Genomic DNA, 25,437 nt, shown 5'->3' with positions numbered 1-25,437 from the left:
CGTCCTTTTATGTTACATCGCGTACAGCCAAAGCCGGAGCCTTCAGGGTATCTGGCTTTGGTTCTCCATGCCCACCTGCCCTATATCCGCCATTACGACAGGGACGATTACATGGAAGAACGCTGGTTTTATGAAGCGATGACCGAAACGTATCTTCCGCTTCTTGAAGTGTTCGACCGCTTGACCGCGGATGGCGTCGACTTCCGGATCACGATGTCGCTGACGCCGACGCTGCTCTCCTTATGCACCGACCCGCTGATGCAGAATCGGTTCGCCGCCCATCTGGACAAGCTGATCGAGCTGGCGGACAAGGAGATAGTCCGGCTTCGCCGGGACGCCCGGCTTCTTCCGCTCGCCCGCATGTACGCGGAGCGGTTTCGCAAGCTGAAGCAGCTGTACGAAGCCGCCGAACGGAACGTCGTTTCCCGGTTCAGACATTACCAGGACGAAGGCAAGCTGGAGATTATGACCTGTGCGGCGACGCATGGATTTTTACCCTTGATGAAGACGGAGGAAGCGATCCGCGCCCAACTGGCGACGGCCGTACGGGAGCATGAACGCCTGCTCGGCCGCAAGCCGCGCGGCATATGGCTGCCGGAATGCGGCTTCACGCCGGGCGTCGACCGCATCCTGAAATCGCTCGGCATCGATTACTTTATCGCCGATGCGTCCGCTGTCGCCTATGCGACGCCCCGCCCCAACCGGGGGCTGTATGCGCCGCTGATGACGCCCTACGGCGTTTCGGCGTTCCCGCGGGACCCCGAATCGTCGCAGCAGGTGTGGAGCGCCGAGCAGGGCTACCCGGGGGACTGCGATTACCGCGAATATTACCGCGACATCGGCTGGGACTTGGGCTGGAACGATGTGCGGGACTGGGAGCATATACGCCCGTACGTGCTGTCGACGCATGAGCGGGTCAACACGGGCATCAAATATTACCGCATCACGGGGAAAGGAACTCACCGCGAGCCGTATAACCCCGAGTGGGCGAAAGCGAAGGCGGCGGCGCATGCCGGCCACTTCATGTTCAACCGGCAGCATCAAATTCGCCACTGGGCCGCCCAGCTGGACCGCAAGCCGATCGTCGTCTCTCCTTACGACGCCGAGCTGTACGGCCATTGGTGGTACGAAGGGCCGCTCTGGATCGAAATGCTGTTCCGCAAAATCGGATTCGATCAGCATGACATCGGGCTGATTACGCCATCGGCGTATTTGAACGAATATCCCGTCGCCGATACCGGCAAGCTGAACGAATCTAGCTGGGGACGCGGGTCCACTGTGGAAGTATGGCTGCAGGGGAACAACGACTGGATCTACCGGCATCTCCACGAAGCCGAGCTGCGAATGATCCGCCTGGCGACGAAGCATGAGCAGCTGACCCTGGCTGCCGGCCGTATCCCCGTTTCGCTGCTGAAGCGCGCGCTGAATCAGGCGGCGCGCGAGCTAATGCTGGCGCAGAGCAGCGACTGGGCGTTCATCATGGATTCGAAGACGGTCGTCGAATACGCCTGTCGGCGCACGAAAGACCATCTGGGCTGCTTTCGGATGCTGTGCGATCAGATCGAGGCGGAGCAGCTGGACGAAGCGTTCGTCGCCGAGCTCGAAGCCAAAGATTCCTGCTTCCCGGCGATCGACTATCGGGACTATGTGGCGATCGAGCGCACATCGCCGATACCGATCATCCGGGACGCGGACCCGTGGCAGCAGGTACTGCGGGAAACGGCGCATCGGCCGAACCATGTAATGCTCGCTTGGGAGTACCCGCCCAAGTATGTCGGCGGCTTGTCCCGCGCCGTCTGCGATGTGGCGGAGGCGCTGGCCGCCCGCGGCGATATTGTGCATGTCGTCACAAGCGCGCATGAAGGCGCGCCCGACTTCGAACGCCGCAACGGTGTTTATGTGCACCGAATCCCGGTGCTTCATTCGTACGATACGGACTTTTACCATTGGACCTTCGAGATGAACCTGGCGATGACCGACCATCTGGTGCGCTGGAAAGAGCATGGCGGCCGCATTGACCTGCTGCATGCCCATGACTGGATGGTGTACCATACGGCGCGCGAGCTGAAAATGAGCTATGGCGTTCCCCTCGTCAGTACGATTCACGCGACGGAATGGGGCCGCCATCAAGGGCGGCTCCACTCCGCGCTGTCGAACAAAATTCATCATCTGGAGTATCGTCTTACTTATGACTCGGAACGGGTACTCGTGTGCAGCCAGTCGATGAAGCGCGAGGTGCAGACGCTGTTCCAGCTGCCTGAGCCTAAAGTGCTCGTATTCCCTAACGGCATCCGGCTCGACAGCGGCGACTTCGATCCGCAGCATTCAGAGGAAGCCGCTCGGGATGCGAAGCGGCGATTCGGTGTCGAAGACCGCCCCGTGCTGTTCTTCATCGGCCGGCTCGTCTACGAGAAGGGCGTGCAGACGCTCCTTCACGCGATGCCGCGCATAGCGGCCTACGCCCCGGACGCGGTGCTCTTCATCGGCGGCTCCGGCCCGATGGCCGATGAGCTCAAGCAGCTCGCCGCTCCGCTGGGCGATCGCGTCCGCTTCACCGGCTTCGTGGACGACGAGACGAAGGCGGCGCTGTACCGCGCGGCCGATGTTTGCGTCATCCCGAGCTTGTACGAGCCGTTCGGCATCGTAGCGCTGGAGGCGATGAAGCACCGAAGACCGGTCGTCATCTCCGACACCGGCGGGCTGGCGGAGATGGTCGAGCATGGCGTCGACGGCTACAAGGCGCTGCCCGGCCATGTCGAATCGCTGGCCTGGCACGTCAGCGATCTGCTATTGCAGCCGCAGCTCGGCCATCGCATGGCGGAGGCGGCATTCCGCAAGCTCCGGGAACGGTATCTGCTGGAGCGGATCGCCGAAGGCGTGGCGGGTGAATACCGCAAGCTGACGCATGAACAGGCTCCGGTGCTGGCAGGAAGCGTCTAAGCTTGCGCTTCATCCTGCCGTCTGCCGCCCGGTTCATTTTCTAACTACAAGAGGAGTGTTGCGCATGAAAGCCGTTATCATGGCCGGTGGCAAAGGAACGAGACTTCGCCCCTTAACCTGTCATGTACCGAAGCCGATGGTGCCGCTGACAGGCCGCCCTTGTATGGAATACATGATCGATTTGTTAAAAAAGCACGGCATTACCGACATTGCCGTGACCGTGCAGTACTTGCCGGATGTGATCCGCGATTATTTTGGAGACGGCAGCGCGTTCGGCGTCCGTCTTCACTATTTCGAAGAGACCGCTCCGCTCGGCACGGCCGGCAGCGTCAAAAATGCGGAGTCGTTTCTCGACGAAACGTTCATTGTCGTCAGCGGCGATGCGTTGACCGACTTTGACCTGGCGGACGCGGTCCGCTTCCACCGCGATAACGAATCGCTCGCGACGCTCGTGCTCACGCAGGCCGAACACCCGTTGGAGTACGGCGTCGTCATGACCGACCCGGCCGGCCGGATCGTTCGTTTTCTCGAGAAGCCGAGCTGGGGGGAAGTGTTCAGCGATACGGTCAATACCGGCATCTACATTTTGGAGCCGGACATCCTGCAGCGTATGGAACCGGGGGATGAATACGACTTCAGCACGCACCTGTTCCCCGGCCTGCTGAGCGAGCGGCAGCCGCTGTTCGGCTACGTCGCCTCCGGCTACTGGTCGGACATCGGCAATCTGCAGCAGTACCGGCAGACGCAGTTTGACATGCTGGACGGGCGGGTAAAAGTAACTATCCCCGGCCGGCAGGTGCAGCCCGGTATATATGTAGGCAGCGACGTGACGGCCGGGGCCGGCGTCAAATGGGTCGGCCCCGCCTATATCGGCGACGGCTGCCGGATCGGCGACGGCGTGGAGATCGGCGAATACTGCATCGTCGGCAAGCATAACGTGCTGGCCCAAGACAGCGTGCTTGGCCGGGCGATCTTATGGGACCATAACCACATCGCCGAAAAAAACGAGCTGCTCGGCTCGACGCTGGCCAGCCGCATCCTGTGCAAGGAAAGCTCGCAGCTCGCCGACGGCACTGTCGTCGGCAGCCACTGCGTACTCGGGCCGAGAACCGTCGTGCAGCCCGGCGTCAAAATATGGCCGAAGAAGCACATCCGCGAGCATGCCCGGCTGAACGCCTCCTTCATCTGGGGCGATCACGCCGGCAAGACGCTCTACAAAAGCTTTGGCGTAGCCGGCATGCCGAATGTGGAAATCACGCCTGAGTTCGCCGCCCGCTTCGCGACGGCTTATGGCGCCACGCTCGCCGCGGGCAAGACGATGACCGTCAGCTCGTCGCATCATGAGTTCGCGCGCATGCTGAAGCGCACCGCCGCCGCCGCGCTGCAATCGGTCGGCGTGCACGTTGTCGATATCGGCGACGTGCTGCCGCCGGTCGCCCGCTTCGCCGTGCGCAAGCAGCAAGCGGCAGGAGGGCTCCATGTGCAGCTCGGGGACGCCCGCGCCGAATGCCGGTTCGAATGCTACGACGGGCAAGGGTTGCCGATCAGCAAGGCAGCGGAGCGCAAAGTCGAGAACAGCTACTGGCAAGAAGACTACGGCCGCGCTCCCGCAGGCGCGGTCGGCAGCTTCCGCGCCGAAGACAAGCTGACCGAAGCGTATCTTCAAGCCGTGCTTGCCGTCGCGGCATTCGCCCCTTCGGAGGAACGCCGCTTCCGCGTAGTCGTCAGCGCGCATCCGGGCGTCTTCGGATTGCTTCGTCCGCTGCTGCACCAGCTGCACTGCGAGCTCGTGCATTTGCCCGCGGAGCTCCAGCGCGACCAGGTTGGCGCGACGACCCGGGCGCTGGGGGCCGACCTGGGGCTGTGGCTCGACGACGACGGCCGGGGCCTGGTTCTGTATACCCCCGAAGGCGAATGCATCGCAGACGACCGGCTGACCGTGCTGCAATATATTTCGTTCTTTCACAGCTTCCCGGGCGCGCGTATCGGCGCACCCGGCAGCGCGCCGCAGCTGCTCGACAGCTTGGCCGAAGGTCTCGGCTGCACGCTGATCCGCACCAAAGAAAGCATGCGGAGCATTATGGAAGCTTCGTGCGACCTGGCCTTTCATCCGCTGTTTGACGGGATGCTGGCGACCGGCCTTATTTTGCAAAATATGAACCGAAGCGGCTTGTCCGTTTCGCGCCTGCTGGCGCTCATCCCTTCCTTTTACTTGCAGCGCGAACGGATCGACTGCCCCTGGGACCGCAAAGGACTCGTCATGCGCAAACTGATGCAGCAGGCGCAAGACCGGCAGGTCGAGCTGCTCGACGGGATCAAATTTTGCCATGACGGCGCGTCCGTGCTGCTATTGCCCGACTCCGACGATCCGATCTTCAACCTGATCGCCCAGGGCGACCGGCCGGAACGTCTCGCGACGCTCGTGCATCAATACCGCGAACAAATTCTAAACTTTTTGCAATAAGCATACATTGAATTGTCGATGACAAACGGGAGTTCCGCCGCCGTATCGAAATACTGCGTACTGCGAACGGTTCTCCCGCCCCACACTTGGAAGGAGAGGATACCTTATGAATCTGTTATCGATCGGATCGAAGCAGATTGCTTTTATCCGGTATGACGATCAAGCCTCGCAAATGCATATTCAATACCATACGGGCCAAACCTGCACCTGCAACGGCATCAATCCAGAGCAGTACCGGCTGCTGCTGCAATCGCCGAACCGGTACGATATGATTATGAAGCTGACCGCCAGCGAAGCGCACGTTCCGACGCAAGCTTGACGCATCGATACAGATTCGCGCAGTACCGCCACAATCTCCACTTCCAAGTGCATCCCGCGCCGCGTGATGGAAGCGACGTCCCGATGCAGCTTCCGGGCGGAGATTATTTTTTTGGCCGTATACAATCTACGAATGTGGGAATACCAGATTAATAGAAATGTGAAATAATGGATTGACCTGCCCCAACGTTCACTATAATCTAGTAAACAAGGTTCCGCAGACGTAAAGCGCGGGCTGCGGGCCGTACAGAGCAAGCATTCGGTTGGAAGGACGTGAGAGGATTGCCCAGACCACTCGTTATCGGAAACGGAAAGTTCTTGATCAACCTGGATCAGCACACATGCATGCGGGACTTATACTATCCTTATGTCGGACAACTGAATCATGTCGGCGGCTATCAATGCAGAATCGGATTGTGGGTGGACGGCTCCTTCACTTGGCTCTCCGACCCGGAATGGAACAGGCAGCTATCTTATACCGAGGACTCGCTCGTGACCGAAGTGCATGCTTCCCATTACCATCTGGGCATCACGCTTACGATCAATGACGGGGTGCACCAGCGCGAAAATATTTATTTGAAGCGGGTTCGCGTATACAACCACTGGGACACGGTTCGCGAGGTGCGCTTGTTCTTCAACCAGGATCTGGTGATCAACGAAACCGAAGTCGGCGATACGGCCGCTTATTATCCGCAAAACCATACGGTATTTCATTATAAAAAAGACAAGTATTTCATGTTCAACGGCTCCGCCGGCAGTGAAGGCATCTACCAGTTTACGACCGGCGTCAAACGGTTTTACAATGCCGAGGGAACTTGGCGCGATGCGGAGGACGGCCACTTGTCGGGCAACCCGATCGCCCAGGGCTCCGTCGACAGCACCATCTCGTTCCGGCTGCATGTGCCGCCGGTTTCCGAGGACACGCTCTATTACTGGATGAGCGCCGGCAAAAACCTCGAGGAAGTCAAAAAGCTCGACGCCTATGTCAAAGAGAGCGATCCGGGCAAGCTGCTCGACCGGGCGAAAATTTACTGGCAGCGCTGGGTGAACAAAGCCAACCGCGACTACGGCAATCTGAGCGAGGCCTGTATCCGCCTCTTCAAGCACAGCCTGCTGATCGTGCGGACGCAGACCGATGTGAACGGCGCGATCATCGCCGCCAACGATTCCGACATCATGCAGTCGAACCGCGACCATTACAGCTACATGTGGCCGCGCGACGGTGCGCTGATCGCCTATGCGATGTCGATGGCCGGGTATCAAGGCATGATTACGCCTTTCTTCGAATTTTGCGCCCGCGCGCTGTCCCCCGAAGGCTATCTGCAGCACAAATACAACCCGGACGGCACGGTCGGCTCGAGCTGGCACCCGTTCGTCAATGGCGGCAGCATGCAGCTGCCGATTCAGGAAGACGAAACAGCGCTCGTTCTGTTCGCCCTGTGGCAAGATTATGTGCGGCACGGCGATATCGAATTGCCGCAGTCGCTCTACAGCAACCTGATCCGGCGCTCAGCCCGGTTCATGTCAAGCTACATCGAACACGAGCTCAGCCTGCCGAAGCCGAGCTACGACTTGTGGGAAGAGCGGTACGGCATCTTCACCTTCACCGCTTCGGCCGTCTACGGCGGACTTATCGCAGCCGCCAACTTCTGCGCCTTGTTCGGCGATGAAGAGCGCTCAAGCCGCTACCGCCATACGGCGGAAAAAATCAAGAGCGGCATTCTGAAGCATTTGTGGGATGAAACCGAGGGCCGCTTCGTCCGCGGGCTGTATCTGGACGACGGCGTATGGGTGAAAGACAAGACGCTGGAGAGCAGCGTTTACGGCATCTTCGAATTCGGCGTACTGCCGGCCGACGATCCTCGCGTTGTCCGTACGATGAACGCGAATCGCGCCGGGCTGTCCATCAAGACCGAGATCGGCGGCGTCGCCCGGTACCATCACGACTATTATTTCCAGCGCTCGTCCGATATCGGCAATGTCCCCGGCAACCCTTGGATCATCTGCACGCTCTGGCTTGCCGAGTGGGAGATCGAAGCGGCGAAGACGCTCGCCGACCTCGACTCGCCGCGGAAGACGCTGGAATGGGTCGTCTCCCATGCGATGGAGAGCGGCATTCTCCCCGAACAGCTCGATCCGTTCGATGGCGGCCCCGTCTCGGTGGCGCCGCTCACATGGTCCCACGCCACGTATGTGCTTGCCGTCGTGAAGTACACGGAGAAATACAACAAGCTGCGGACCGCCGGCGGGCAAGGCTGAACCGTCCCGGCCGCCATTAGCATGAAACACCCTCTACGCTGTCCGGCTAGCACATGCCGGCGGCGCAGAGGGTGTTTGTACTTGCCGCTCGCTTGTGCGGCTACATCTTCAATAGCGCGCGGCTGCCCGCCGCCTCGGCCAAGCTTCGCTTTATCCCGAGGCAATGCCGGATGGTCGCCGCTTGAATCCGCTCCCGCTGCACAGCCTCGCCGCAGCCGAAAAATTCGTCGTCGCGCAGCAGCTCCCTAAGCGCTGACATCGCAGCGTCCACGGCCGTCGCCTCCGTCTGCAGCAGCACGTAAGCGATCCGGTAACATAACGTCTCGTAGGATTTGAGTACGGTTCCCTTGTCCTTCAGTTCCATCTCCCTGCCCCCGCTCCCGGCAGCGCGGTTCAAGCCTCCTTCACCGCTCCCGCCTTCCTCGCTTCACCTCTTCTATTCCATTAACGATGCGGCAGACCATTTCCTGACGGGAGATATTTATGGGGCACATCATTTTTCAGGAATTTTTTCATGTATTTTTTTCCAGTCCCTCGTCAGATTTCCTTCGGACGGCTCGTTTATAGGAGTGAAAGCCCAATACTCCAAATAAAGGATGGCGGACGCGTATGAAACAAAAATGGAAATGGCTCTTCTTCTTCTCACTCCTGCTGCTTCTCTCTGCACCGGTGCATGCTATGGCTTCCGAGAACAAGGACACCGGAGCAAAAACCGCAGCCCCTCCGGAAGAAGCACATGTCGAATCTACTTTCGACCCTTATTTCAATTATTTGGAGAACGGTTACGGCTACATATCGGCGCAAGGCAGCGGCAAGGTCGCCATCTCCGGCGAATCTCACGCTACCCAATACGTCGATACGTTGGGCGTACAGATGACGCTTCAGCGCTATACCGGGTCAGGGTGGGTCGATGTGAACACCGGAAGCGATTATACGAATGCGGACAGCAAGCGGGTCTATGCTTCGGACACGCGGCAAGTGGAAAGCGGCTACTACTACCGCCTGGTGACGAAGCATTGGGCCATAGAAGGCGGCGTGACGGAATCCGGGTACCGGACATCGTCCAGCGTCCTGGTGAACTAGGCGCACGGCTTGCACGCCAAAAGAACCTCCACATCCGCTCGGATCTTTTCCGCGGATGTTGGAGGTTCTTTTGCTTTGCTGCGGGATAACCGCAGGCTTTCCGTTATTTCATCGACCGGGCCAGCTTCATCATATCTTCCTCGCCGAGCTTGCCGTAAATTTCGATCTTCACGTCCTGAACGAGCCATTCCAGCCGGGAGCCCCCGACCGTATACAGCACGAGGATGGCGTTATAGCCGTTGACGTCCACCTCTTTAATCGTACCGGCCGCTTGATTCACGGTCGTATTGGCGCCGGAGCTGTCCGTGCTCAGCTTTTTTTGCGAAATATCGAGCATATGCCCTGATGCGTGAAGATACGTCAAATCGGACAAGCGGTACACGCCGTCGGCGTCTTTATAAATCTCCACGCGGTCCAGCCCGTAGCCTTCCGGCAGCGCCGCAGGAACCTGCAGCGCGTAATCCAGCTTCTTCTTCGCTTCCTCCACCGTTACTTTCTCCGGATGGACGACGCCTCCGTTTGCAGACGGTCCGCCGATCGGCGTCGGCACGGAGCCGCTGCCGGCCTTGGCATATTCCGGCGGGGGCGGCGTCTTCGCCCCGGTCGTATCGATCTTCTTCGTCGAGCCGAAGAAGACGTTGACCATACCGTCGTCGTTTTGCCGCACCATCGCGAACCAGTTCATGAACGCAGAGGTCGGACTTAAGCCGCCGAACGACAAACCGATCAGCATGGAGCACGCCGCGATGGCCGAGCCGATCTTGACCGACTTCCATCTTCTGCGCCGACGCTGCGCCGCCTGCAGCCGTGCCTGCAGCTTGCGCCAGGCCGGTTCCCCTTCCGGCACCTGCAAGCTTTCATATAGGGACCTCACCGTTTCCTTCATCGCAGCATCTTGCTCCGGCGCCATCCTATTCATTTCCCGTCCGTCACTCATGGCCGTCACTCCATTTAAGTCTGAAAAGTTGCGCCAGCCGCTTCCTTGCCCTGGCCAGCCGCTGCGTCAGCACCTGCTCGGTAATGCCGAGCTCCCGTACGATCTCCTGGTATGGCTTCTCCATAATGTAATGAAGCAGTATGACCGTACGATGGTCGGGACTCAGCTCTCCGATCGCTTGATGCAGCGCTTCGTCGCGAATGGCCCGCTCTACCCTCTCGTCGATCGCCGTATCGACGGCGGACGCACACGAAAGCTCTTCATTTGTATTAACGCGCTCCAGGTCAAACATCTGACGGTACTTTTTATTTTTGCGAAGCAAATCGAGCGCCGCATTGCGCGCCACTCTTCTTAACCAGGCGGACATATTCGAATCCGCACGCGTCTTCGGCCCATGCTCGATAATTTTCATGAACGCATTCTGGATCGAGTCCTCCGCAAGACCGGGATCGTTCAGCAAAAACAATACGTCGCGATATACGAGCTCCCGGAACGAGAGAAACAGGTTCCGCTGCGTCTGTTCATCAAGCGCATAGAAATTGCTGCGGAACAAAAAAAATAATGACTCCGACAAGATACAGTCCTCCGGGATACGATTTCCTTATTTGGGACTTGATTCCATTCTGTATCCTATTATAGAACCGAGGCCCGGACGCTGTCTACCAATCTTGTGAATCATTACGCGCTGCCGCTATTCGTGTATGTATGTTTCCTTGTATCGATCCGCATCCCACAGCGATTCCAGCTCGGCCGGATCGCTCATTTCGATGACCAATAGCCATCCTTGCCCGTACGGCGACATGTTGATCAAGTTCGGTTCCTTCTGCAGCTTGGCATTGATATCGACAACGGTTCCGGATACCGGCGCATACAGTTCCGTCACCGTCTTGACCGATTCCATGCTGCCGAACGGTTCGCCAGCCAGCAGCGAATCGCCAATCTCGGGCAATTCGGCGAACATGACCATGCCGAATTCTTCCTGGGCAAAATCGGTCATACCGATAACGGCGCGCTTGCCCTCCACGCGTACCCAATGATGATTTTCACTGTACTTCAAGCCTTGAATCACTTCCATAATGACGGTTGGCCCCTTTCCCCAACGTGATAAAACCCTCATGCCTGCGCAGCGCAAGCCCGAGGGATCGACAGGTTATTTATTATGCTTTAATCGAATGGCGAAGACGCCTTGCGGCGGATGATGCCCATTCTTACTGTCTCCCGGGCCATTCCGAACATTTCCCTATGGATACGCCCCTGGCCTTCTTCAGTCGTTCATCCCGTCAATCGGGCGCTTACGGCCGGATAATCCCTTCAGCCTTCTTCATCCGAACAGCTGCTGTCGGCCGGAAAGATTCCCCTCATCATCCTGCGGGTCGATTACGAGATCGATCGTATCAAACGTCCCGTGTCAAGTCAACATTGCATCTTTCTCTAGCGAAAAAACTCTTAAGATGAGCCACTAGAGCCATCTTAAGAGTTTTCCCCTTACGGTCTGCCTTCAAGCCTATTTACGAATCGCGTTCACGATCAGGTCGCCCATTGCGGTCGTGCCGATCGCTTTGCTCTTGTCTACGGCGATATCGCCCGTACGGTGTCCTGCATCCAATACTTCCTTCACGGCGCGCTCGATCGCTTCCGCTGCATCATGGTAGCCGAACGTCAGGCGGAACATGAGCGCTACGGACAAGATCGTCGCGATCGGGTTGGCAATGCCTTGTCCCGCAATATCCGGCGCCGAACCGTGTACCGGCTCGTACAAGCCGAACGCGCCTTCGCCCAGCGATGCGGAAGACAGCATTCCGATGGAGCCGGTCAGCATCGCCGCTTCATCGCTCAAGATGTCGCCGAACATATTCTCCGTCACGATGACGTCGAAGCTGGCCGGACGGCGGAGCAGCTGCATTGCGCAGTTGTCTACGAGCACGTGCTCGAGTTCGACATCCGGATAATCCGTTGCGATGCGGATTACTGTCTCTCTCCACAAGCGGGACGTTTCCAGCACGTTCGCTTTGTCGACGGATGCCAGGCGCTTGCTGCGGGTTCTGGCGATTTCGAACGCTTGACGCACGATGCGCTCGATTTCGTTTACGTTATATACACAAGTGTCTACCGCTTCTTGACCGTTCTCGCCTTCGCGGCGGAATTTCTCGCCGAAGTAGATGCCGCCTGTCAGCTCGCGCACAACGATCAGGTCAGTGCCTTCCAGCACTTCCGGCTTCAGCGTGGACGCTTCCTTCAAACAGTCGAATACATTGGCCGGACGAATGTTGGAGAACAAGCCGAGCGCTTTGCGGATGCCGAGCAAGCCCGTTTCCGGACGCAGCTCCTTCGAATTGTTATCCCACTTCGGACCGCCGACGGCCCCGAGCAGTACCGCGTCGGAGCGTTTGCACATTGCCAGCGTATCTTCCGGAAGCGGCGTTCCTTTCTCATCGATGGCGATGCCGCCGAACAAGCCGTGCTCGAATTCGAAACCGTAACCGAATACTTCCTCGGTCTTCTTCATTGCTTTAATCGCTTCCGCCACAACCTCGGGACCAATGCCGTCCCCGGCGATGACGGCAATTTTTTTCACGTCAGCCACGCAGTTCACTCCTCTGATTTTCATTATCTCATTTGTAGCATATTTGGTTTGTAATGACAAAGATATAAAATCTATCATCGCGATAGTTATTTCCTATAACTCGTCCCAAGTCCAGCATGAACGGTCTCACTCGTACTCCTACAACGAAGATTGGTAGATGCTGCATACTGACTTCATCTGGCTATATTACAATAATTTCCGGTTGAATTCTTACGGTACAGCTCGTATTGAAGCCGTCAAAGAACGCCTAACGATTACATTCATGGAGAACATCCGGTCCAAGATTTCAACTTTCCTGCGATCGGACGGATCGAAGGAGAACGACGATGATCGTCGCTAATTCCGAGTTAAAACCGTTATGTGTGCCGAGTGCGAACATTCCGTATGAATAGTATTAATGCGATCATGAATGACGCATATATTTTAAAAAGAGTATGCCTGTGCAAGCCCCTTGCTGTATTGTCAGCGCGGATCCGTGCGGCTCAGAGAGCTACCATCAACGGAATGGACTGTCTGCTTATACGCTCATGCTGTCATGCGCTTTGCAAACGGCAAGCCCCCATTTCTACCATTTTATATACGGAAAAGAGGAGTCCATGGCAATGAGATACAACGACTGCCCGAAAGAGTATCTGTTTGAAGACGACCGCCCGTTTCCAAGCTGCCACGCCTCTACGCTCGTCGTTCTGCCGAACGGCGAAGTTCTCGCTGCCTATTTTGCCGGGACGAAGGAAAAAGACAGCGATTGCGCGATTTGGTCATCGCGAAGATCCTCTGGCGGCGTATGGGCGCCCCCGGTCAAGCTGGCCGATGAAGAAGGCATCGCCCATTGGAACCCGGTCCTCTTCCGGGGTCGGGCAGGCACCCTGCTGCTCTTCTACAAGGTAGGCCATGAGATAACGGACTGGCATACGAGAATCATCAGATCAGTAGATAACGGGCGTACATGGACACCTTCTGCGGAGTTGGTGGCGGGCGATGTCGGAGGCCGAGGACCGGTCAAAAACAAACCGATCGTGTTAAGCAGCGGAGCGATGTTGGCCCCGGCCTCTTTGGAAGCGGCGGTACCATGGAATGGCTTCACGGAGCTGTGGAATGTATTTGCCGATATCTCTTATGACAACGGATTCACCTGGAAACGAAGCCATGTCCCTCTGGATCATGAAGCGGTCGCCCAAAAGCATGACAAGCCAGTGAAAGCGACCGGCGTGATTCAGCCTACACTATGGGAATCGGACGGCGGTCGCGTTCATATGCTGATGCGCAGCACGGCTGGACGGATTTATCGCAGCGATTCGAACGATTACGGGGAAACCTGGTGCGAAGCGTATCCGACCGAGCTGCCCAACAATAACAGCGGGATTGACCTCGTCAAGATGGATAGCGGACTGTTGGCGCTAGTCTATAACCCGGTAAGCTCGACTGCGGGGCAAAGAACGCCGCTCGTGATCCGCCTGTCTTCGGACAACGGCTTGACGTGGGACAACGAGTTCGTGCTGGAACATGAGCCCGGCGGCTACGCCTACCCCGCCATGGTTTCGGATGGCAGCGACTTGTACGTTACATATACCTGGAAGCGCGAGCGCATTGCATTTCGCAAAATTACCGTCATCGCGTAACTCCATTGCCTTCGCGTCGCCTTATCGGCTGTATTTTAAAGGTTTAGGGGCGAGCGTCAACACGATTTCCGTCATCATTCGCTTGATCGGCAAGCCTTGAGATCGGGTGCGCGGCTTCTTCCGTTAGCCTATGATTTGTGTTGCCCCAATGAAAAGATTAAAATAGTTTTAACACGAAATATGTCCAATGAGACTCAAAAGGAGTTCTGCCGCTATGAATTACCGTTTTTCCGATACTATCGAGAGCTTCAAATCGTCCGCCGTGCGCGAAATCCTCAAGCTGACGCAAGGACGCTCGATCATCTCGCTCGCCGGCGGCTTGCCCAACGAGCAATATTTTCCGACGGAAGCGGTAAAAGAAGCGTTCGCACGCGTGTTCGAGCAAGGTCCGCAAGTGCTGCAGTACGGCTTGACCGAAGGCTATACGCCTTTGCGTGAGCGCATCTCGCAGCATTTGGCGCGCAAAGGCATTCAGGCCGGTGTGGACCAGATGCTGCTGACGACCGGCTCGCAGCAGGCCATCGATCTGCTCACCCGCGTCTATATCGATCCGGGCGATGTCATTCTCGTGGAACGGCCTACCTACTTGGCCGCCATTCAAGTGTTCCAATCGCGCAAGGCGCGCATCGTGTCGGTCGAGTGTGACGCCGACGGCATGAATCTGGAAGATCTGGAACGTAAGATCAGACAGTACGCGCCCAAGCTCGTATATGTCATTCCTACGTTCTCCAACCCCTCAGGCAAAGCATGGAGTCTGGAACGCCGCCAAGGCACGCTGTCTATCTGCAAGCGCAACAATGTGCTGATTCTCGAAGACGACCCGTATGGCGAACTTCGCTTCGGCGGAGAGAACGGGGAGACGTTCCCATCGCTGTTCTCGCTTGACGAAGGCGCGGACGGCAGCGCCGTATTGTATACGAGCACGTTCTCCAAGATCGTAGCGCCGGCGCTTCGCACCGGATGGATCGTCGGCGACAAGGAAGTTATTATGCATATGACACGCGCGAAGCAGGCGGCCGATCTGCATTCCAGCTCGATGGACCAGCAGGCGCTGTACCAGCTGATGGCGCATTTCGATCTAAACGCGCATATTGACCTGATTCGCCGCGAATACGAGGCGCGGATGCGGCAGATGATTTCGCTGCTGCAAGCGAAAAACTGGGAAGGCGTCAAGTGGATCGAGCCGAAAGGCGGCATGTTCGTCTGGGTTGAAATGCCGCAGCATATCGATACGCAGGAGCTGCTCAAGCTTGCCGTCGAAGAAGAGGTCGCTTTCGTTCCCGGCATCAGCTTCTATGCGGACGAGCCGCAAAAAAATACGATGCGCCTTAACTTTACGCATACGAGTGCGGATGACATGGTTCTTGCGTTTGACCGTTTGGGCCGCGCATTGGAACGCATGGAACAAGCCTTGGCCAAATAAGGGCCCGCAACGCATTAGGTCAAAGAACAAAAAAGCTCCCTGACGGCTCGATCACGAGCCTCAGGGAGCTTTCGCTTTATATTAAATCAACGTCACGTTATCTCGTCCGCGTGCTGCATAAAGCACAAAAAGGTACGGTCCGAAGCGAGGCGCACAAGACGAACGGGAAACCCGTCCGCCTGCGCGCGTCTTCAAACCGACCTTATGCGCATCAACTCTACAGTTGCTGTGTATTACTTCTTGATCCAGTGCATCAGTTCGCGAAGTTGGGAACCGACTTGCTCCAGCGGATGCTCGGCTTCGAGGCGGCGAGTAGCCGTCAGGAAGGCGCGGCCCGATTGGTTTTCCAAGATGAAGTCGCGAGCGAATTTACCTTGTTGGATATCTTCAAGCACTTTTTTCATTTCTTTCTTCGTTTCGTCGGTGATGATGCGAGGGCCTGTGACATAGTCGCCATACTCCGCCGTGTTGGAGATGGAATGTCTCATGCTCGCCAGACCGCCTTCATACATCAGGTCGACGATCAGTTTCAGCTCATGCAAGCACTCGAAGTAAGCCATTTCCGGTGCATAGCCCGCTTCCACGAGCGTTTCGAAGCCGGCTTTGACGAGAGCGGAAGCGCCGCCGCACAGTACAGCTTGCTCACCGAACAAGTCGGTTTCTGTTTCTTCGCGGAACGAAGTTTCGATAACCCCTGCGCGCGTGCAGCCAATCCCTTTCGCATAAGCAAGGCCGATTTCTTTGGCTTTGCCCGTAGCGTCTTGCGCTACGGCGATCAGTCCAGGTACGCCGAAGCCTTCAACGTATACGCGGCGAACCATGTGGCCCGGCGATTTCGGAGCGACGAGCAATACGTCTTTGTCCGCAGAAGGCGTAATTTGGCCGAAGTGAACGTTGAAGCCGTGGGAGAACATGATTGTTGCGCCTTGCTTCAGGTTCGGTTCGATTTCTTCATTATATACGCGGGCTTGCGTTTCATCCGGCATCAGGATTTGAACCACGTCAGCAAGCTTCGTCGCTTCCGCAACGGAGAACACTTCGAAACCGTCGTTTTTCGCTTGCTCGAAGGAACGGCCTTGACGAAGACCGATAACCACTTTCAAGCCGCTGTCGCGAAGGTTTTGCGCTTGCGCGTGACCTTGGCTGCCATACCCGATAATTGCGATCGTTTTGCCCTTCAATACGTTCAAATCAGCGTCTTTTTCATAGTACATTGTTACTGCCATGGTATAATAGCTCCTCCTTTGATTTAAAACCCTGTGAGCGGGTGTTCAAACGGACTGCGCTTACGTCCTGTTCGAATCCGCTTGAACTCCCGCTCACAGGTTCATTTTACTACGATTCCATCCATCTATAAACGTTTATTTCACTGCGCCGCGAATCATGGCGGTGACGCCCGTGCGGGACAGTTCTTTGATGCCGTATGGTTTGAGAAGCTCCGTCATGGCGTCGATTTTGTCCGAATCGCCGACGACCTGCACGATCAGCGAGTTCGGTCCGATGTCGACGACAGCGGCGCGGAACGTCTCGACGATGCCGAGAATTTCCGGGCGCGCGCTCGGTTCGGCGCTCACCTTGATCAGCGCAAGCTCGCGGGCGACCATCGGATTGGCGCTCAAATCGACGACTTTGATCACGTCGATCAATTTGTAGAGCTGCTTGGAAATTTGCTCAAGCGTATTATCGTCTCCGGTTGTCACGATGACCATCCGGGACAATCCTTTCTCCTCCGATTCGCCGACGGTGATGCTTTCAATGTTGAAGCCCCGGCGTCCGAACAGGCCGGACACGCGCTGCAGCACACCGGGCTGGTTATTGACTAGAACGGAAATGGTGTGTTTGCGGTTCATTCCGAATCCCCCATTAACATTTCATCTAAGGCCGCGCCTTGCTGCACCATCGGGAACACGTTCTCGTGCTTGCGGACAACGAACTCGACGAGTACCGGGCCCGGCGTATCCAACGCTTCCTGCCATGCGCTGCGCGCTTCTTCCTTATTGGTAGCCCGCAGTCCTTTCACGCCGTAAGCGTCCGCCAGCTTGACGAAGTCGGGGCTGCCCGCCAGGTCGATATGGCTGTAACGGTTGTCGTAAATGAGCTCCTGCCACTGGCGCACCATGCCGAGCACTTGGTTGTTGATTACGACGATTTTGACCGGAATGTTATTGATTGCGCAAATGGCCAGCTCCTGCGAGCACATTTGCATGCCGCCGTCGCCATTGATGGAAACGACCAGACGGTCCGGGTTGGCTACCTGCGCCCCGATGGCCGACGGGAAGCCGAAGCCCATCGTTCCAAGTCCGCCGGAAGTGATCCACGAACGCGGCTTGTTGAACTTGTAATACTGCGCCGCCCACATTTGATGCTGGCCTACGTCCGTCGTTACGATCGCATCGCCATTCGTCGTCTCGTGAATCATCTCGATCACGTACTGCGGCTTCAGCTCTGTCTCCGAATCCTTGTAGCCGAGCGGGTTATTGCGGCAGCTCTCCTGCACCCACTGAATCCAAGCCTCCGACTTCGCCGGTTTCGCCTTCTGGTTCGCGATCTGCAGCACCGCTTTCACGTCGCCGACAACCGGGATGGCCGTCGGAACGATCTTGCCGATTTCGGCAGGATCGACGTCGATGTGAACGATCTTCTTCGCGCTGCGGGCAAAGCTGCTGACGCGGCCGGTGACGCGGTCGTCAAAGCGGGCGCCGATGCTGATCAGCAAATCGCAGTTTTGCAGCGCGTGGTTCGCCGTGTACGTGCCGTGCATGCCCGGCATGCCCATCCACAGCTCATGCGCGCTCGGGAATCCCCCGAGTCCGAGCAGCGTCGTCGTGACCGGTATGCGCGTCTTCTCAACGAACTCGATCAGCTCTTTCGACGCGTCGGCGTATACGACGCCGCCGCCGGCGAGAATGACCGGCTTCTCCGCTTCGGCAATTGCCTCGAGCAGTCGGTCGACCTGCAGCTTGTTCGGCTGCACCGTCGGGTTGTATCCGCGAATGTCCACTTTATCCGGGTAAACGAACGCTTCTTTCGTGTTGGACACGTCCTTCGGAATATCGATCAATACGGGTCCTTTGCGGCCGGTCGATGCGATATGGAACGCTTCTTTGATCATCCGTGGAAGGTCCTTCACGTCGCGCACCAGGTAGCTGTGTTTCGTGATCGGCATTGTAATACCCGTAATGTCCGCCTCCTGGAACGCATCCGTTCCGATCAGCGTGCTCGCTACGTTGCCGGTAATGACGACGAGCGGTACCGAATCCATGTAAGCCGTCGCGATGCCGGTGACCAGATTCGTCGCTCCCGGCCCGGAAGTGGCAATACAGACGCCGACTTTGCCGGTTGAGCGCGCATAGCCGTCCGCCGCGTGAATGGCGCCTTGCTCATGCCGGGTCAGCAAATGGTTGAAATCCGGATTGCCATGCATCGCATCGTAAATATATAAAACCGCTCCGCCCGGATAACCGAAGACGCAATCCACATCCTCCAGCAGCAAGCTTCTCAGCAGTGCTTCCGAACCGGTAATGACGTCCGGCTTCAGCAGCTCCTGGCGAAGCTGTTCTTTTGATTTTTGTTGAGTTTGAACGATCATTTCGATGGGCCTCCTCTCAAAGCTCGGGAATATACCAAAAAACCCCTTTCATCCCCGACGCATGGAATGCGTCTGACGGGACGAAAGGGGTTATGCTTCCGTGGTACCACCCAGATTTGTTAAATGCCTCGCGGCAAATAACCTTAGCAGGTAACGTACGCCGCTAGCATTATGGAGACGGCTGCATCGGCTAGCGACGATGTCCGTAATTCCACAATAACGTGACGATTACCTTCGGCACATTAACGTGTGCCATTCCGATTCTCCCTACTAGCTATGGTGCGTTCAAGCGATAAAACCGATGCTTGTGCAACCATACTTTTCAGGAAAACAGCTCCGAGGTGAGCTCGTTCATAAGGGATTAAGGCATTGGTTTCAGCATCTCCGCTGCTCTCTGGTTCATAAGAGCCCCTATAACTTCGTCCTCATCACAGCCGTTAACATCTGTTGTACTTTTTAGCTATTATATGCCGAATCGGAGCGTTAGTCAAGCGTTAATCCGGTCCGTCCGTTCCGACCGGATCGTTCCTGCTGGCAGCGCCGAAGGCCGCCGGTCCCACCGCGAATTACAACGCGCTCGCGGTGATCCTCTCCGCTGAGCCGATGCCTAGCTGCGGCCCGGATCGGCCTGCCCGGACTCGGATGCGGGAACCGGACGGAACGTCCAGTAATAGTTCAAAATAAAATTGGACAGCGGCACGGCAACGACGACCGTGCATTGGCCGATCAGGTAATGCCAGTGCAAGAGCTCGACCGATACGTACATGAGGGCAACGTTCAGGCCGAGCCCTGTGACGGACACGACGCAATATTTGAGCAGCGGCCCCCAGCCGGACGGCGTCGATTGGAACGTCCATCGCTTGTTCAGCACGTATGATACGAGCAGCACGAGCAGGAAGCCGAGCGCCGAAGCGGCGACCGGCGGCACGTTCAACCATTCGACCAGCGCATACAAGGAGGCAAAGTGAAGCACGGTGCCGAGCGCGCCGACAACGCCGTACTTGACCATCAGCCGGATCATGAAACTTCTCCCGGGTGAAACGGCAGCGCGGAGCGGGCGTTCTGACGGTCTGCCGCCGCAGCCGGCGCCGCCTGGCTCTCCAGACGGCGGCTGACCAAATACCGCGGCCGCCCTTTGACCTCGTTATAGATCGAGGCGATGTACTCCCCGATAATGCCCAGCGATATCATAATGACGCTCCCGACGATGAGCAGCAGCAAGATGACGGTGGTGAACCCGGTAACGGCGCTGCCCGTGAGCTTCAGGTAAAGCGTCTGGATCCCGAGCAGCACCGCGCCGAAGAAGAAGATCAGGCCGAACAGGCTGACGAAGCGAAGCGGAATGGTCGAAAAGGCGACGATCGCATTCACCGCCAGCTTCAGCAGGCTGAGAAAGCTCCACTGGCTTGTGCCGCCCGCACGCTCCGGCACCTCAAACGATACTTGCGCCCGGTCGAAGCCGAGCCATGCCGTCATGCCGCGGAAAAACGTGTTGCGTTCCGGCATCTCGCGCCATGCCTGCACGACCCGCTGATCGAGCAGCTTGAAGTCGGAGGCGCCTTGCAGATCATACCCGGACAGCCGGTTCAGGATGCTGTAAAACATCGCCGAGCCGAGCGCTTTGTTAGCCGGCTCTCTGCCCCGGTCTTCCTTCACACATTCCACGATTTCCTTGCCGTCCTCGCGCCACAGCCGGATCATCTCCCGCAGCAGGGCCGGCGGATGCTGCAGATCGGAGTCCATAATGACGACCGCGCGGCCGCGGGCGTGCTCGAGGCCTGCGCACAGCGCAAGCTCCTTGCCGAAATTGCGGCTGAGCTTCAACGCCGTGAAAGAGCCCGACCGCCGCGCCGTCAATGCAAGCTGTTCCCATGTGCCGTCCTTCGAACCGTCGTCAATGACGATTATCTCGTACGAGGACACGAGCGAGCGGAGCTCTTCCTCGATTTGGCGAAGCGAATCGGCGATATGCTTCTCTTCATTGTACACCGGAATGACGATCGATATTTCGGGCTGCGTTCGTTCCACCGGCGTTCACCTCCTTGGGCGTGCGTATCACTTTGTACAGGCGCCATTTGCCGCCAAATTCTTTATCAAGAACGGCCCATGACGTCCCGTGCTCGTAAAACCCGGGGTACGTGCGTTCTTCGGCGCTCTTGGCCGAGCTCTTGTCGGGCTTCGGGCTTAAAATATAATCGATGCCGCTTTCTACCGGCTCTTTCAGCGCATCGGCGAATTCCAAATCACTCGTAATCAGAAACTTCTCGGGATGGCGGCTGTTCAGAATGACCGAGTAGGCGGAGTATGAATCCATCAAAATTTGCTGCCCACTGAGCTCCGTATCCAAGTAACGGGCTACTTCCTTCTCGATCTGCTGCGACGCCGCATATTGCCTCGCATGCAAAAACTTGTTCTCGTCCGGTGCGATCACCGGATCAAGCAGCGCTTGGGTCAGGATGACGGCGCTCATCGCCATGCCGACGAGCACTATAGCGTAGTTGATCACAGATCGTTTCACCCGCGACAGCTCATAAGGCAGCCATGCCACCGTAATCGGGAAGACGTACATGAAATAGCGGAACCATCCGTATGACGAGCCTTTCATCAGCATGAGGAACTGCAATGCCAGAATCGACACGAACAGGAACAGCAGCACGATAAGGTCCCACACGAAAAACCGGCGGTTCCACAGCCGGAGCAGCAGCACCGAAGCGAGCGGGATCGAATAATACGCCGTTTTCTTGGCGACGAACAGCAGCCCGAGCAGCGGATTGCCGATCATCTCCACGAACTGCTGCTCATTCGCCAGCCCCTCCGCCTGCGCCACATTGGAATATTCTCCGCGCAGAAAATAAAGCGGATCGCCCATAATCAAGGCGTTAAACCAGATCCACAGCAGCCCCGAGTAGATGACCGGCGACAGTGCGAGCGCCCAGGTCCCCTCGATCTGAAACCAGCGAAACGCGAAATTGCGCCGCGGCAGCGGCTCGATGTCGGGATCGCTCGGCGGGATTAGCATGACGATGAGGATGATGCCGAGCGCAACGGCGGCTCCGAACGGCACCGCCTCATAACGCGTCCAGAACGCCATCGCCAGCGCAAAGCTGAGCTTGATGAGGCTTCCGACCCTCCGGCTGCGCACCCAAAGCGATAGATGCACGACCGCATACATCGTAAAGAAAATAAACGGCGCATCGCTTAGCCCGTTGGCTCCGAACAGAAACATAAACGGATTGCAGCTGAACGCCAGGCTGAACAAGACCGCAAACCACCGCGACAGACCGAACTGGACGGCGGCCCGCGCGAGCGTGACCGCCGTCATGCCGGCAAACAGGCTGCTCATCAGCACGCCCGCGAGCGCGGAGGAGGCCAGCGCCGGAAACCAGCGGTACGGGAGCAGAAACACCAGCTCGATCAAGCTCGGCAGCGGATTCCAGACGAAACCGATCGCCGCCAGGTGGGGGTCCCGGCTGTACAGGACGTAGAACGCATTGGCGACCCGGCTCATCGTGTCGGAGTGAACGTAGCCGATCACGTGGCTGACATAATAGCCGGCCGCAAATTCCATCCCGAACAGCAGCAGAAACAGCATCCAGTAGATGCTCCGGTGAAGCTTAGCCATCTGCGTCCTATCCTCCCTCCTGAATCGTTTCTCCCCCTGTTGATGGCGGTTTGTGCTTCGCCAGTCCATGCGTCGTTTTTTCCCAATAAAACGGCTTGGTGATCAGCTGCCAGGCCGCTTTCACAGCGGCAATGCTCATCATGACCCAGTAGATTGGCGTCAGCAAGGCGTATTTGACCAAACCGTAAGAGAATACATTTTCCTTGCGCTTCTCCAGATCGTGAATGACCCAATACACGCCAGCCACATTGCTGAATACGAACAAAAAATTGCCGATCAAAAATTCAACCGCGGCCAAATAATAAATGACGCCGGGGAAAAATTGCGGAATCCAGTGCATTTTCCATCCGTACCACAACACAAGCATGACCCAGTAAAACGGGTTCAGCAGCGGCAGCAGCGGCGTGGACAGCACCATCACCTGAAAGCCGAGGAAGCCTTTCAAGCCCAGTTCACGGTACAGCTGCACCGGGTTGCGCATATGCACGAGCCAGGTTTGCATGTATCCCTTGATCCAGCGGGACCGCTGACGAATCCAGTTGCCTACTCGGCTGTTCGCCTCCTCCCACGTGCGGGAGTCAACGATTGCCGTGGAATAGCCCGATTTGTACAGCCGAATGCCCAAATCCGCATCCTCCGTAACGTTATACGGGTCCCACGCATTGATTTCTTTTAAAATCGCCATTTTAAAATGATTCGACGTGCCGCCGAGCGGAATCGGAATGTCGAGCTGCATGACGCCCGGCAGCAGCAGCTCGAACCACATGCTGTATTCATGCGTGAACCAGCGGGTCAGCAAATTTTGCTCGCTGTTGAAGTAGTTCAGCTTCGCTTGAACGCAGGCGCACTCCTTCGGACTTTTCAAAAACGTCAAATGCACCTTTTTCAACTGGTCCGGGTCCGGGCGATCCTCCGCATCGTAGATGACGACATATTCCCCCCGCGCGCGGATGAGCCCGTAATTGCAAGCCTTCGGCTTCGTCTTCGGCAGCGAATGCGGGACCACGATCGTGGTGTAATACGGGGGCAGCTTCATCTTGCCCAACAGTTCCTGAGCCTCCGTATCGTCTTCTTCGATCAGCAGCCGCACGTCCAGCTTCGCTTTCGGGTAATCGAGCTGCTCAATGTTGCCGAGCAGGTACGGAATGACCTCGCTCTCCTTATACATCGGCACGAGGATCGTGTACACCGGAAGCGTCCGCTCATCAACCGCGTCAACCTCTTCCTGCTTGAACCGGAATTGCGCAAAATCGCGCGTACCGTACATGACGATCATAAATTTGAACAGGGTCATGGCAAAGTAAAAAAGCTGGATTGCTATGTTGACTACGATCAGCGTGTGAAACCAGTCCAGTCCCAGCGCGACGACAAACAGAAAGGCGCATATGCCGGCGACGGCCAGCTGGGGCGTCGTAAAAGTGACGTGCGCCGAGTTTTGCGGCTGCTCGTTCACCAGCTTTTGCGTGCTCTCCTCCATTAGCTCGGCCGGGTAAACCCTTTTCCAGAAAAACTCCATTTCCTCATGTGTCGCCATGACCTGCTCAACGGGCATCCCAAGGTGATGCTCGATCTCTTTCAGCGCCCGATCCGTCAGCGGGTTGCCCACGGCGACCAAGAAGCGGTTCATATCCTGATTGATGACGACGGCGTTCAGTTCCCGGGCCAAATACTCGGGCAGCTTGATCAAATCGTCGAATGACAGCTCGTTGCCGATTCGGCCCAGATTGTTCTGATTCGCGATATACCGGTACAGCAGCTCCGGCTCAATGAAGCGCAGCGAGGTCAAAATATCTCCAAGCAAACCGCCGCTTTTGCGCTGAAACTCGAGCGCCGTTTCCAGCTGTTCGGGAGTGATCGCCCCGGCTTCAACCAAGAGGTCCCCGAGACGGCCCTTCTCGTTCTGCCGGCCAACAACAGGCTCGAGCCGTTCCTTCGTCACTAAGCCCAGATCAACGACGATATCCCCGAGCCGGCCGCCGACTTTCTCCTGGTATTGGATAGCCTGGTTTAACTGCTCCTCGGTGAGCAGGCCTTCCGTCAGCAGCAGGTCGCCTAATTTGATTTTGCCGTTATCCACCGGGTCATCCAGCCGCATACGGTAGTCTTCCCGGTTCATAATGAGCATTTTTTGATTCAGCAGCAAATCGACGGAGCGGTTCGTTTGCTCCAGCTGTTCCTTCAGATAGCGGAGCTGCTCCTCCAGCTCGCGAACGCGGTTCTGCCCTTCCCGTTCTTCCCGGAGCAGCAGCTCCCGTTCACGGTTCAGCCGTTCTTCCCGCTCGGCGGCCTGCTGCCGGGTCCACTGCAGCGGATAGCCGAACAAGGCGCGGCGGAACGGGACTACGGATTCCGGTTTCTTCGAATCCATTGCTTCAATCCCGCTTCCAGTTTCTCCGTTTCCGCCAGTTCGGTCTGGATCGCCGCCACCTCTTGCATCAGCCGCGCCTGCTCCCGCTCGCAATGCATGCGCTGCTGCTCCCGCTGCCGTGCCGTCTGCTCCAGTTGCTCATCCAGTTCGGAAAAGTATCGGCGAGCTTCTCTTGCGTCATACCCGAATAGCACGTCTCTCGTCTTCGACTTTTTCCTGACTCTCAAGCAA

At 57.2% G+C, this 25,437-nt stretch carries 20 protein-coding genes; 7 read left to right on the top strand and 13 right to left on the bottom strand.

Translation table 11 applies throughout. The features are described 5' to 3' along the window. Nucleotides 1–9 precede the first annotated feature (9 nt). The 4 genes from KXG62_RS14180 (at nt 10) to KXG62_RS14165 (ending at nt 7,981) form a co-directional block, all read left to right on the top strand. Nucleotides 10–2,940 (top strand): 1,4-alpha-glucan branching protein domain-containing protein, encoded by a 2,931-nt coding sequence (locus KXG62_RS14180; protein WP_218092640.1) that lies wholly within the window; start codon nt 10–12, stop codon nt 2,938–2,940. A gap of 64 nt (nt 2,941–3,004) precedes the next feature. Beyond that, nucleotides 3,005–5,404, top strand: a complete 2,400-nt coding sequence (locus KXG62_RS14175; RefSeq protein WP_218092639.1) for a sugar phosphate nucleotidyltransferase — start codon at nt 3,005–3,007, stop codon at nt 5,402–5,404. Nucleotides 5,405–5,510: 106 nt separating this feature from the next. Next, nucleotides 5,511–5,723 (top strand): KTSC domain-containing protein, encoded by a 213-nt coding sequence (locus KXG62_RS14170; protein ID WP_218092638.1) that lies wholly within the window; start codon nt 5,511–5,513, stop codon nt 5,721–5,723. Between the two features lie 281 nt (nt 5,724–6,004). Next, entirely contained in the window at nt 6,005–7,981 is a 1,977-nt protein-coding gene (locus tag KXG62_RS14165; protein ID WP_218092637.1) for a glycoside hydrolase family 15 protein, read from the top strand. Between the two features lie 100 nt (nt 7,982–8,081). Here KXG62_RS14165 and KXG62_RS14160 read toward each other — a convergent pair whose 3' ends face one another. Then, the gene (locus KXG62_RS14160) at nt 8,082–8,345 is read right to left on the bottom strand and encodes a hypothetical protein (RefSeq protein WP_218092636.1); all 264 of its coding nucleotides are present in this window, start codon (nt 8,343–8,345) and stop codon (nt 8,082–8,084) included. Between the two features lie 245 nt (nt 8,346–8,590). Here KXG62_RS14160 and KXG62_RS14155 point away from each other — a divergent pair, with 245 nt between their 5' ends. Beyond that, nucleotides 8,591–9,064: a hypothetical protein gene (locus tag KXG62_RS14155; protein WP_218092635.1), complete on the top strand. Its 474-nt coding sequence runs from the start codon at nt 8,591–8,593 to the stop codon at nt 9,062–9,064. Between the two features lie 103 nt (nt 9,065–9,167). Here KXG62_RS14155 and KXG62_RS14150 read toward each other — a convergent pair whose 3' ends face one another. From KXG62_RS14150 to leuB, 4 genes are all read right to left on the bottom strand, one after another. After that, nucleotides 9,168–10,001 carry a DUF4367 domain-containing protein gene (locus tag KXG62_RS14150; protein ID WP_218092634.1) on the bottom strand — a complete coding sequence of 278 codons (834 nt, stop codon included), beginning with the start codon at nt 9,999–10,001 and terminating at the stop codon, nt 9,168–9,170. Beyond that, on the bottom strand, nt 9,994–10,575 hold the full coding sequence (locus KXG62_RS14145; RefSeq protein WP_218092633.1) for an RNA polymerase sigma factor: 582 nt from the start codon (nt 10,573–10,575) through the stop codon (nt 9,994–9,996). The genes KXG62_RS14150 and KXG62_RS14145 overlap by 8 nt, the downstream gene beginning before the upstream one ends. A 117-nt stretch (nt 10,576–10,692) precedes the next feature. Then, nucleotides 10,693–11,076: a glycine cleavage system protein GcvH gene (gcvH, locus tag KXG62_RS14140; protein WP_218092632.1), complete on the bottom strand. Its 384-nt coding sequence runs from the start codon at nt 11,074–11,076 to the stop codon at nt 10,693–10,695. A 429-nt stretch (nt 11,077–11,505) separates the two neighbouring features. After that, a complete protein-coding gene (leuB, locus tag KXG62_RS14135; RefSeq protein ID WP_218092631.1) occupies nt 11,506–12,585 on the bottom strand; it encodes a 3-isopropylmalate dehydrogenase in 1,080 nt (359 codons plus the stop codon). 602 nt (nt 12,586–13,187) lie between these two features. Between leuB and KXG62_RS14130 the strand changes: the two genes are divergently transcribed. Together KXG62_RS14130 and KXG62_RS14125 are read left to right on the top strand one after the other, a co-directional pair. Then, nucleotides 13,188–14,204 carry a sialidase family protein gene (locus KXG62_RS14130; protein ID WP_218092630.1) on the top strand — a complete coding sequence of 339 codons (1,017 nt, stop codon included), beginning with the start codon at nt 13,188–13,190 and terminating at the stop codon, nt 14,202–14,204. A gap of 214 nt (nt 14,205–14,418) precedes the next feature. Next, nucleotides 14,419–15,627 carry an aminotransferase-like domain-containing protein gene (locus KXG62_RS14125; protein ID WP_218092629.1) on the top strand — a complete coding sequence of 403 codons (1,209 nt, stop codon included), beginning with the start codon at nt 14,419–14,421 and terminating at the stop codon, nt 15,625–15,627. Between the two features lie 233 nt (nt 15,628–15,860). Here the strand turns inward: KXG62_RS14125 and ilvC are convergent, their stop codons facing one another. The 8 genes from ilvC to KXG62_RS14085 all read right to left on the bottom strand — a co-directional run bounded on the left by ilvC (nt 15,861) and on the right by KXG62_RS14085 (nt 25,433). Further along, nucleotides 15,861–16,853, bottom strand: coding sequence for a ketol-acid reductoisomerase (gene ilvC / locus KXG62_RS14120; protein ID WP_218092628.1), 993 nt, complete (start codon nt 16,851–16,853; stop codon nt 15,861–15,863). A gap of 135 nt (nt 16,854–16,988) precedes the next feature. Next, on the bottom strand, nt 16,989–17,477 hold the full coding sequence (gene ilvN, locus KXG62_RS14115; protein ID WP_218092627.1) for an acetolactate synthase small subunit: 489 nt from the start codon (nt 17,475–17,477) through the stop codon (nt 16,989–16,991). Continuing rightward, the gene (gene ilvB / locus KXG62_RS14110) at nt 17,474–19,216 is read right to left on the bottom strand and encodes a biosynthetic-type acetolactate synthase large subunit (protein WP_218092626.1); all 1,743 of its coding nucleotides are present in this window, start codon (nt 19,214–19,216) and stop codon (nt 17,474–17,476) included. Before ilvB ends, ilvN begins: the two co-directional genes overlap by 4 nt. A gap of 607 nt (nt 19,217–19,823) precedes the next feature. After that, nucleotides 19,824–20,237, bottom strand: a complete 414-nt coding sequence (locus KXG62_RS14105; protein ID WP_218092625.1) for a GtrA family protein — start codon at nt 20,235–20,237, stop codon at nt 19,824–19,826. After that, nucleotides 20,234–21,244 (bottom strand): glycosyltransferase family 2 protein, encoded by a 1,011-nt coding sequence (locus KXG62_RS14100; protein ID WP_218092624.1) that lies wholly within the window; start codon nt 21,242–21,244, stop codon nt 20,234–20,236. Before KXG62_RS14100 ends, KXG62_RS14105 begins: the two co-directional genes overlap by 4 nt. Beyond that, a complete protein-coding gene (locus KXG62_RS14095; RefSeq protein WP_218092623.1) occupies nt 21,195–22,838 on the bottom strand; it encodes an ArnT family glycosyltransferase in 1,644 nt (547 codons plus the stop codon). The genes KXG62_RS14100 and KXG62_RS14095 overlap by 50 nt, the downstream gene beginning before the upstream one ends. A 7-nt stretch (nt 22,839–22,845) precedes the next feature. Continuing rightward, nucleotides 22,846–25,206: a cyclic di-GMP-binding domain-containing protein, MshE-related gene (locus tag KXG62_RS14090; RefSeq protein WP_218092622.1), complete on the bottom strand. Its 2,361-nt coding sequence runs from the start codon at nt 25,204–25,206 to the stop codon at nt 22,846–22,848. Next, nucleotides 25,179–25,433 carry a hypothetical protein gene (locus KXG62_RS14085; protein WP_218092621.1) on the bottom strand — a complete coding sequence of 85 codons (255 nt, stop codon included), beginning with the start codon at nt 25,431–25,433 and terminating at the stop codon, nt 25,179–25,181. The genes KXG62_RS14090 and KXG62_RS14085 overlap by 28 nt, the downstream gene beginning before the upstream one ends. Nucleotides 25,434–25,437: the final 4 nt, after the last annotated feature.

The organism is Paenibacillus solanacearum, from assembly GCF_910593845.1.
Classification (GTDB): domain Bacteria; phylum Bacillota; class Bacilli; order Paenibacillales; family NBRC-103111; genus Paenibacillus_G; species Paenibacillus_G solanacearum.
This window is presented reverse-complemented; position numbering and strand designations above follow the sequence as displayed.

Coding starts and splice junctions, on each gene's coding strand:
- KXG62_RS14180 (WP_218092640.1), top strand. CDS start 10: ATGTTACATCGCGTACAGCCAAAGCCGGAGCCTTCAGGGTATCTGGCT.
- KXG62_RS14175 (WP_218092639.1), top strand. CDS start 3,005: ATGAAAGCCGTTATCATGGCCGGTGGCAAAGGAACGAGACTTCGCCCC.
- KXG62_RS14170 (WP_218092638.1), top strand. CDS start 5,511: ATGAATCTGTTATCGATCGGATCGAAGCAGATTGCTTTTATCCGGTAT.
- KXG62_RS14160 (WP_218092636.1), bottom strand. CDS start 8,345: ATGGAACTGAAGGACAAGGGAACCGTACTCAAATCCTACGAGACGTTA.
- KXG62_RS14155 (WP_218092635.1), top strand. CDS start 8,591: ATGAAACAAAAATGGAAATGGCTCTTCTTCTTCTCACTCCTGCTGCTT.
- KXG62_RS14150 (WP_218092634.1), bottom strand. CDS start 10,001: ATGAGTGACGGACGGGAAATGAATAGGATGGCGCCGGAGCAAGATGCT.
- gcvH (WP_218092632.1), bottom strand. CDS start 11,076: ATGGAAGTGATTCAAGGCTTGAAGTACAGTGAAAATCATCATTGGGTA.
- KXG62_RS14130 (WP_218092630.1), top strand. CDS start 13,188: ATGAGATACAACGACTGCCCGAAAGAGTATCTGTTTGAAGACGACCGC.
- KXG62_RS14125 (WP_218092629.1), top strand. CDS start 14,419: ATGAATTACCGTTTTTCCGATACTATCGAGAGCTTCAAATCGTCCGCC.
- ilvC (WP_218092628.1), bottom strand. CDS start 16,853: ATGGCAGTAACAATGTACTATGAAAAAGACGCTGATTTGAACGTATTG.
- ilvN (WP_218092627.1), bottom strand. CDS start 17,477: ATGAACCGCAAACACACCATTTCCGTTCTAGTCAATAACCAGCCCGGT.
- ilvB (WP_218092626.1), bottom strand. CDS start 19,216: ATGATCGTTCAAACTCAACAAAAATCAAAAGAACAGCTTCGCCAGGAG.
- KXG62_RS14105 (WP_218092625.1), bottom strand. CDS start 20,237: ATGATCCGGCTGATGGTCAAGTACGGCGTTGTCGGCGCGCTCGGCACC.
- KXG62_RS14095 (WP_218092623.1), bottom strand. CDS start 22,838: ATGGCTAAGCTTCACCGGAGCATCTACTGGATGCTGTTTCTGCTGCTG.
- KXG62_RS14090 (WP_218092622.1), bottom strand. CDS start 25,206: ATGGATTCGAAGAAACCGGAATCCGTAGTCCCGTTCCGCCGCGCCTTG.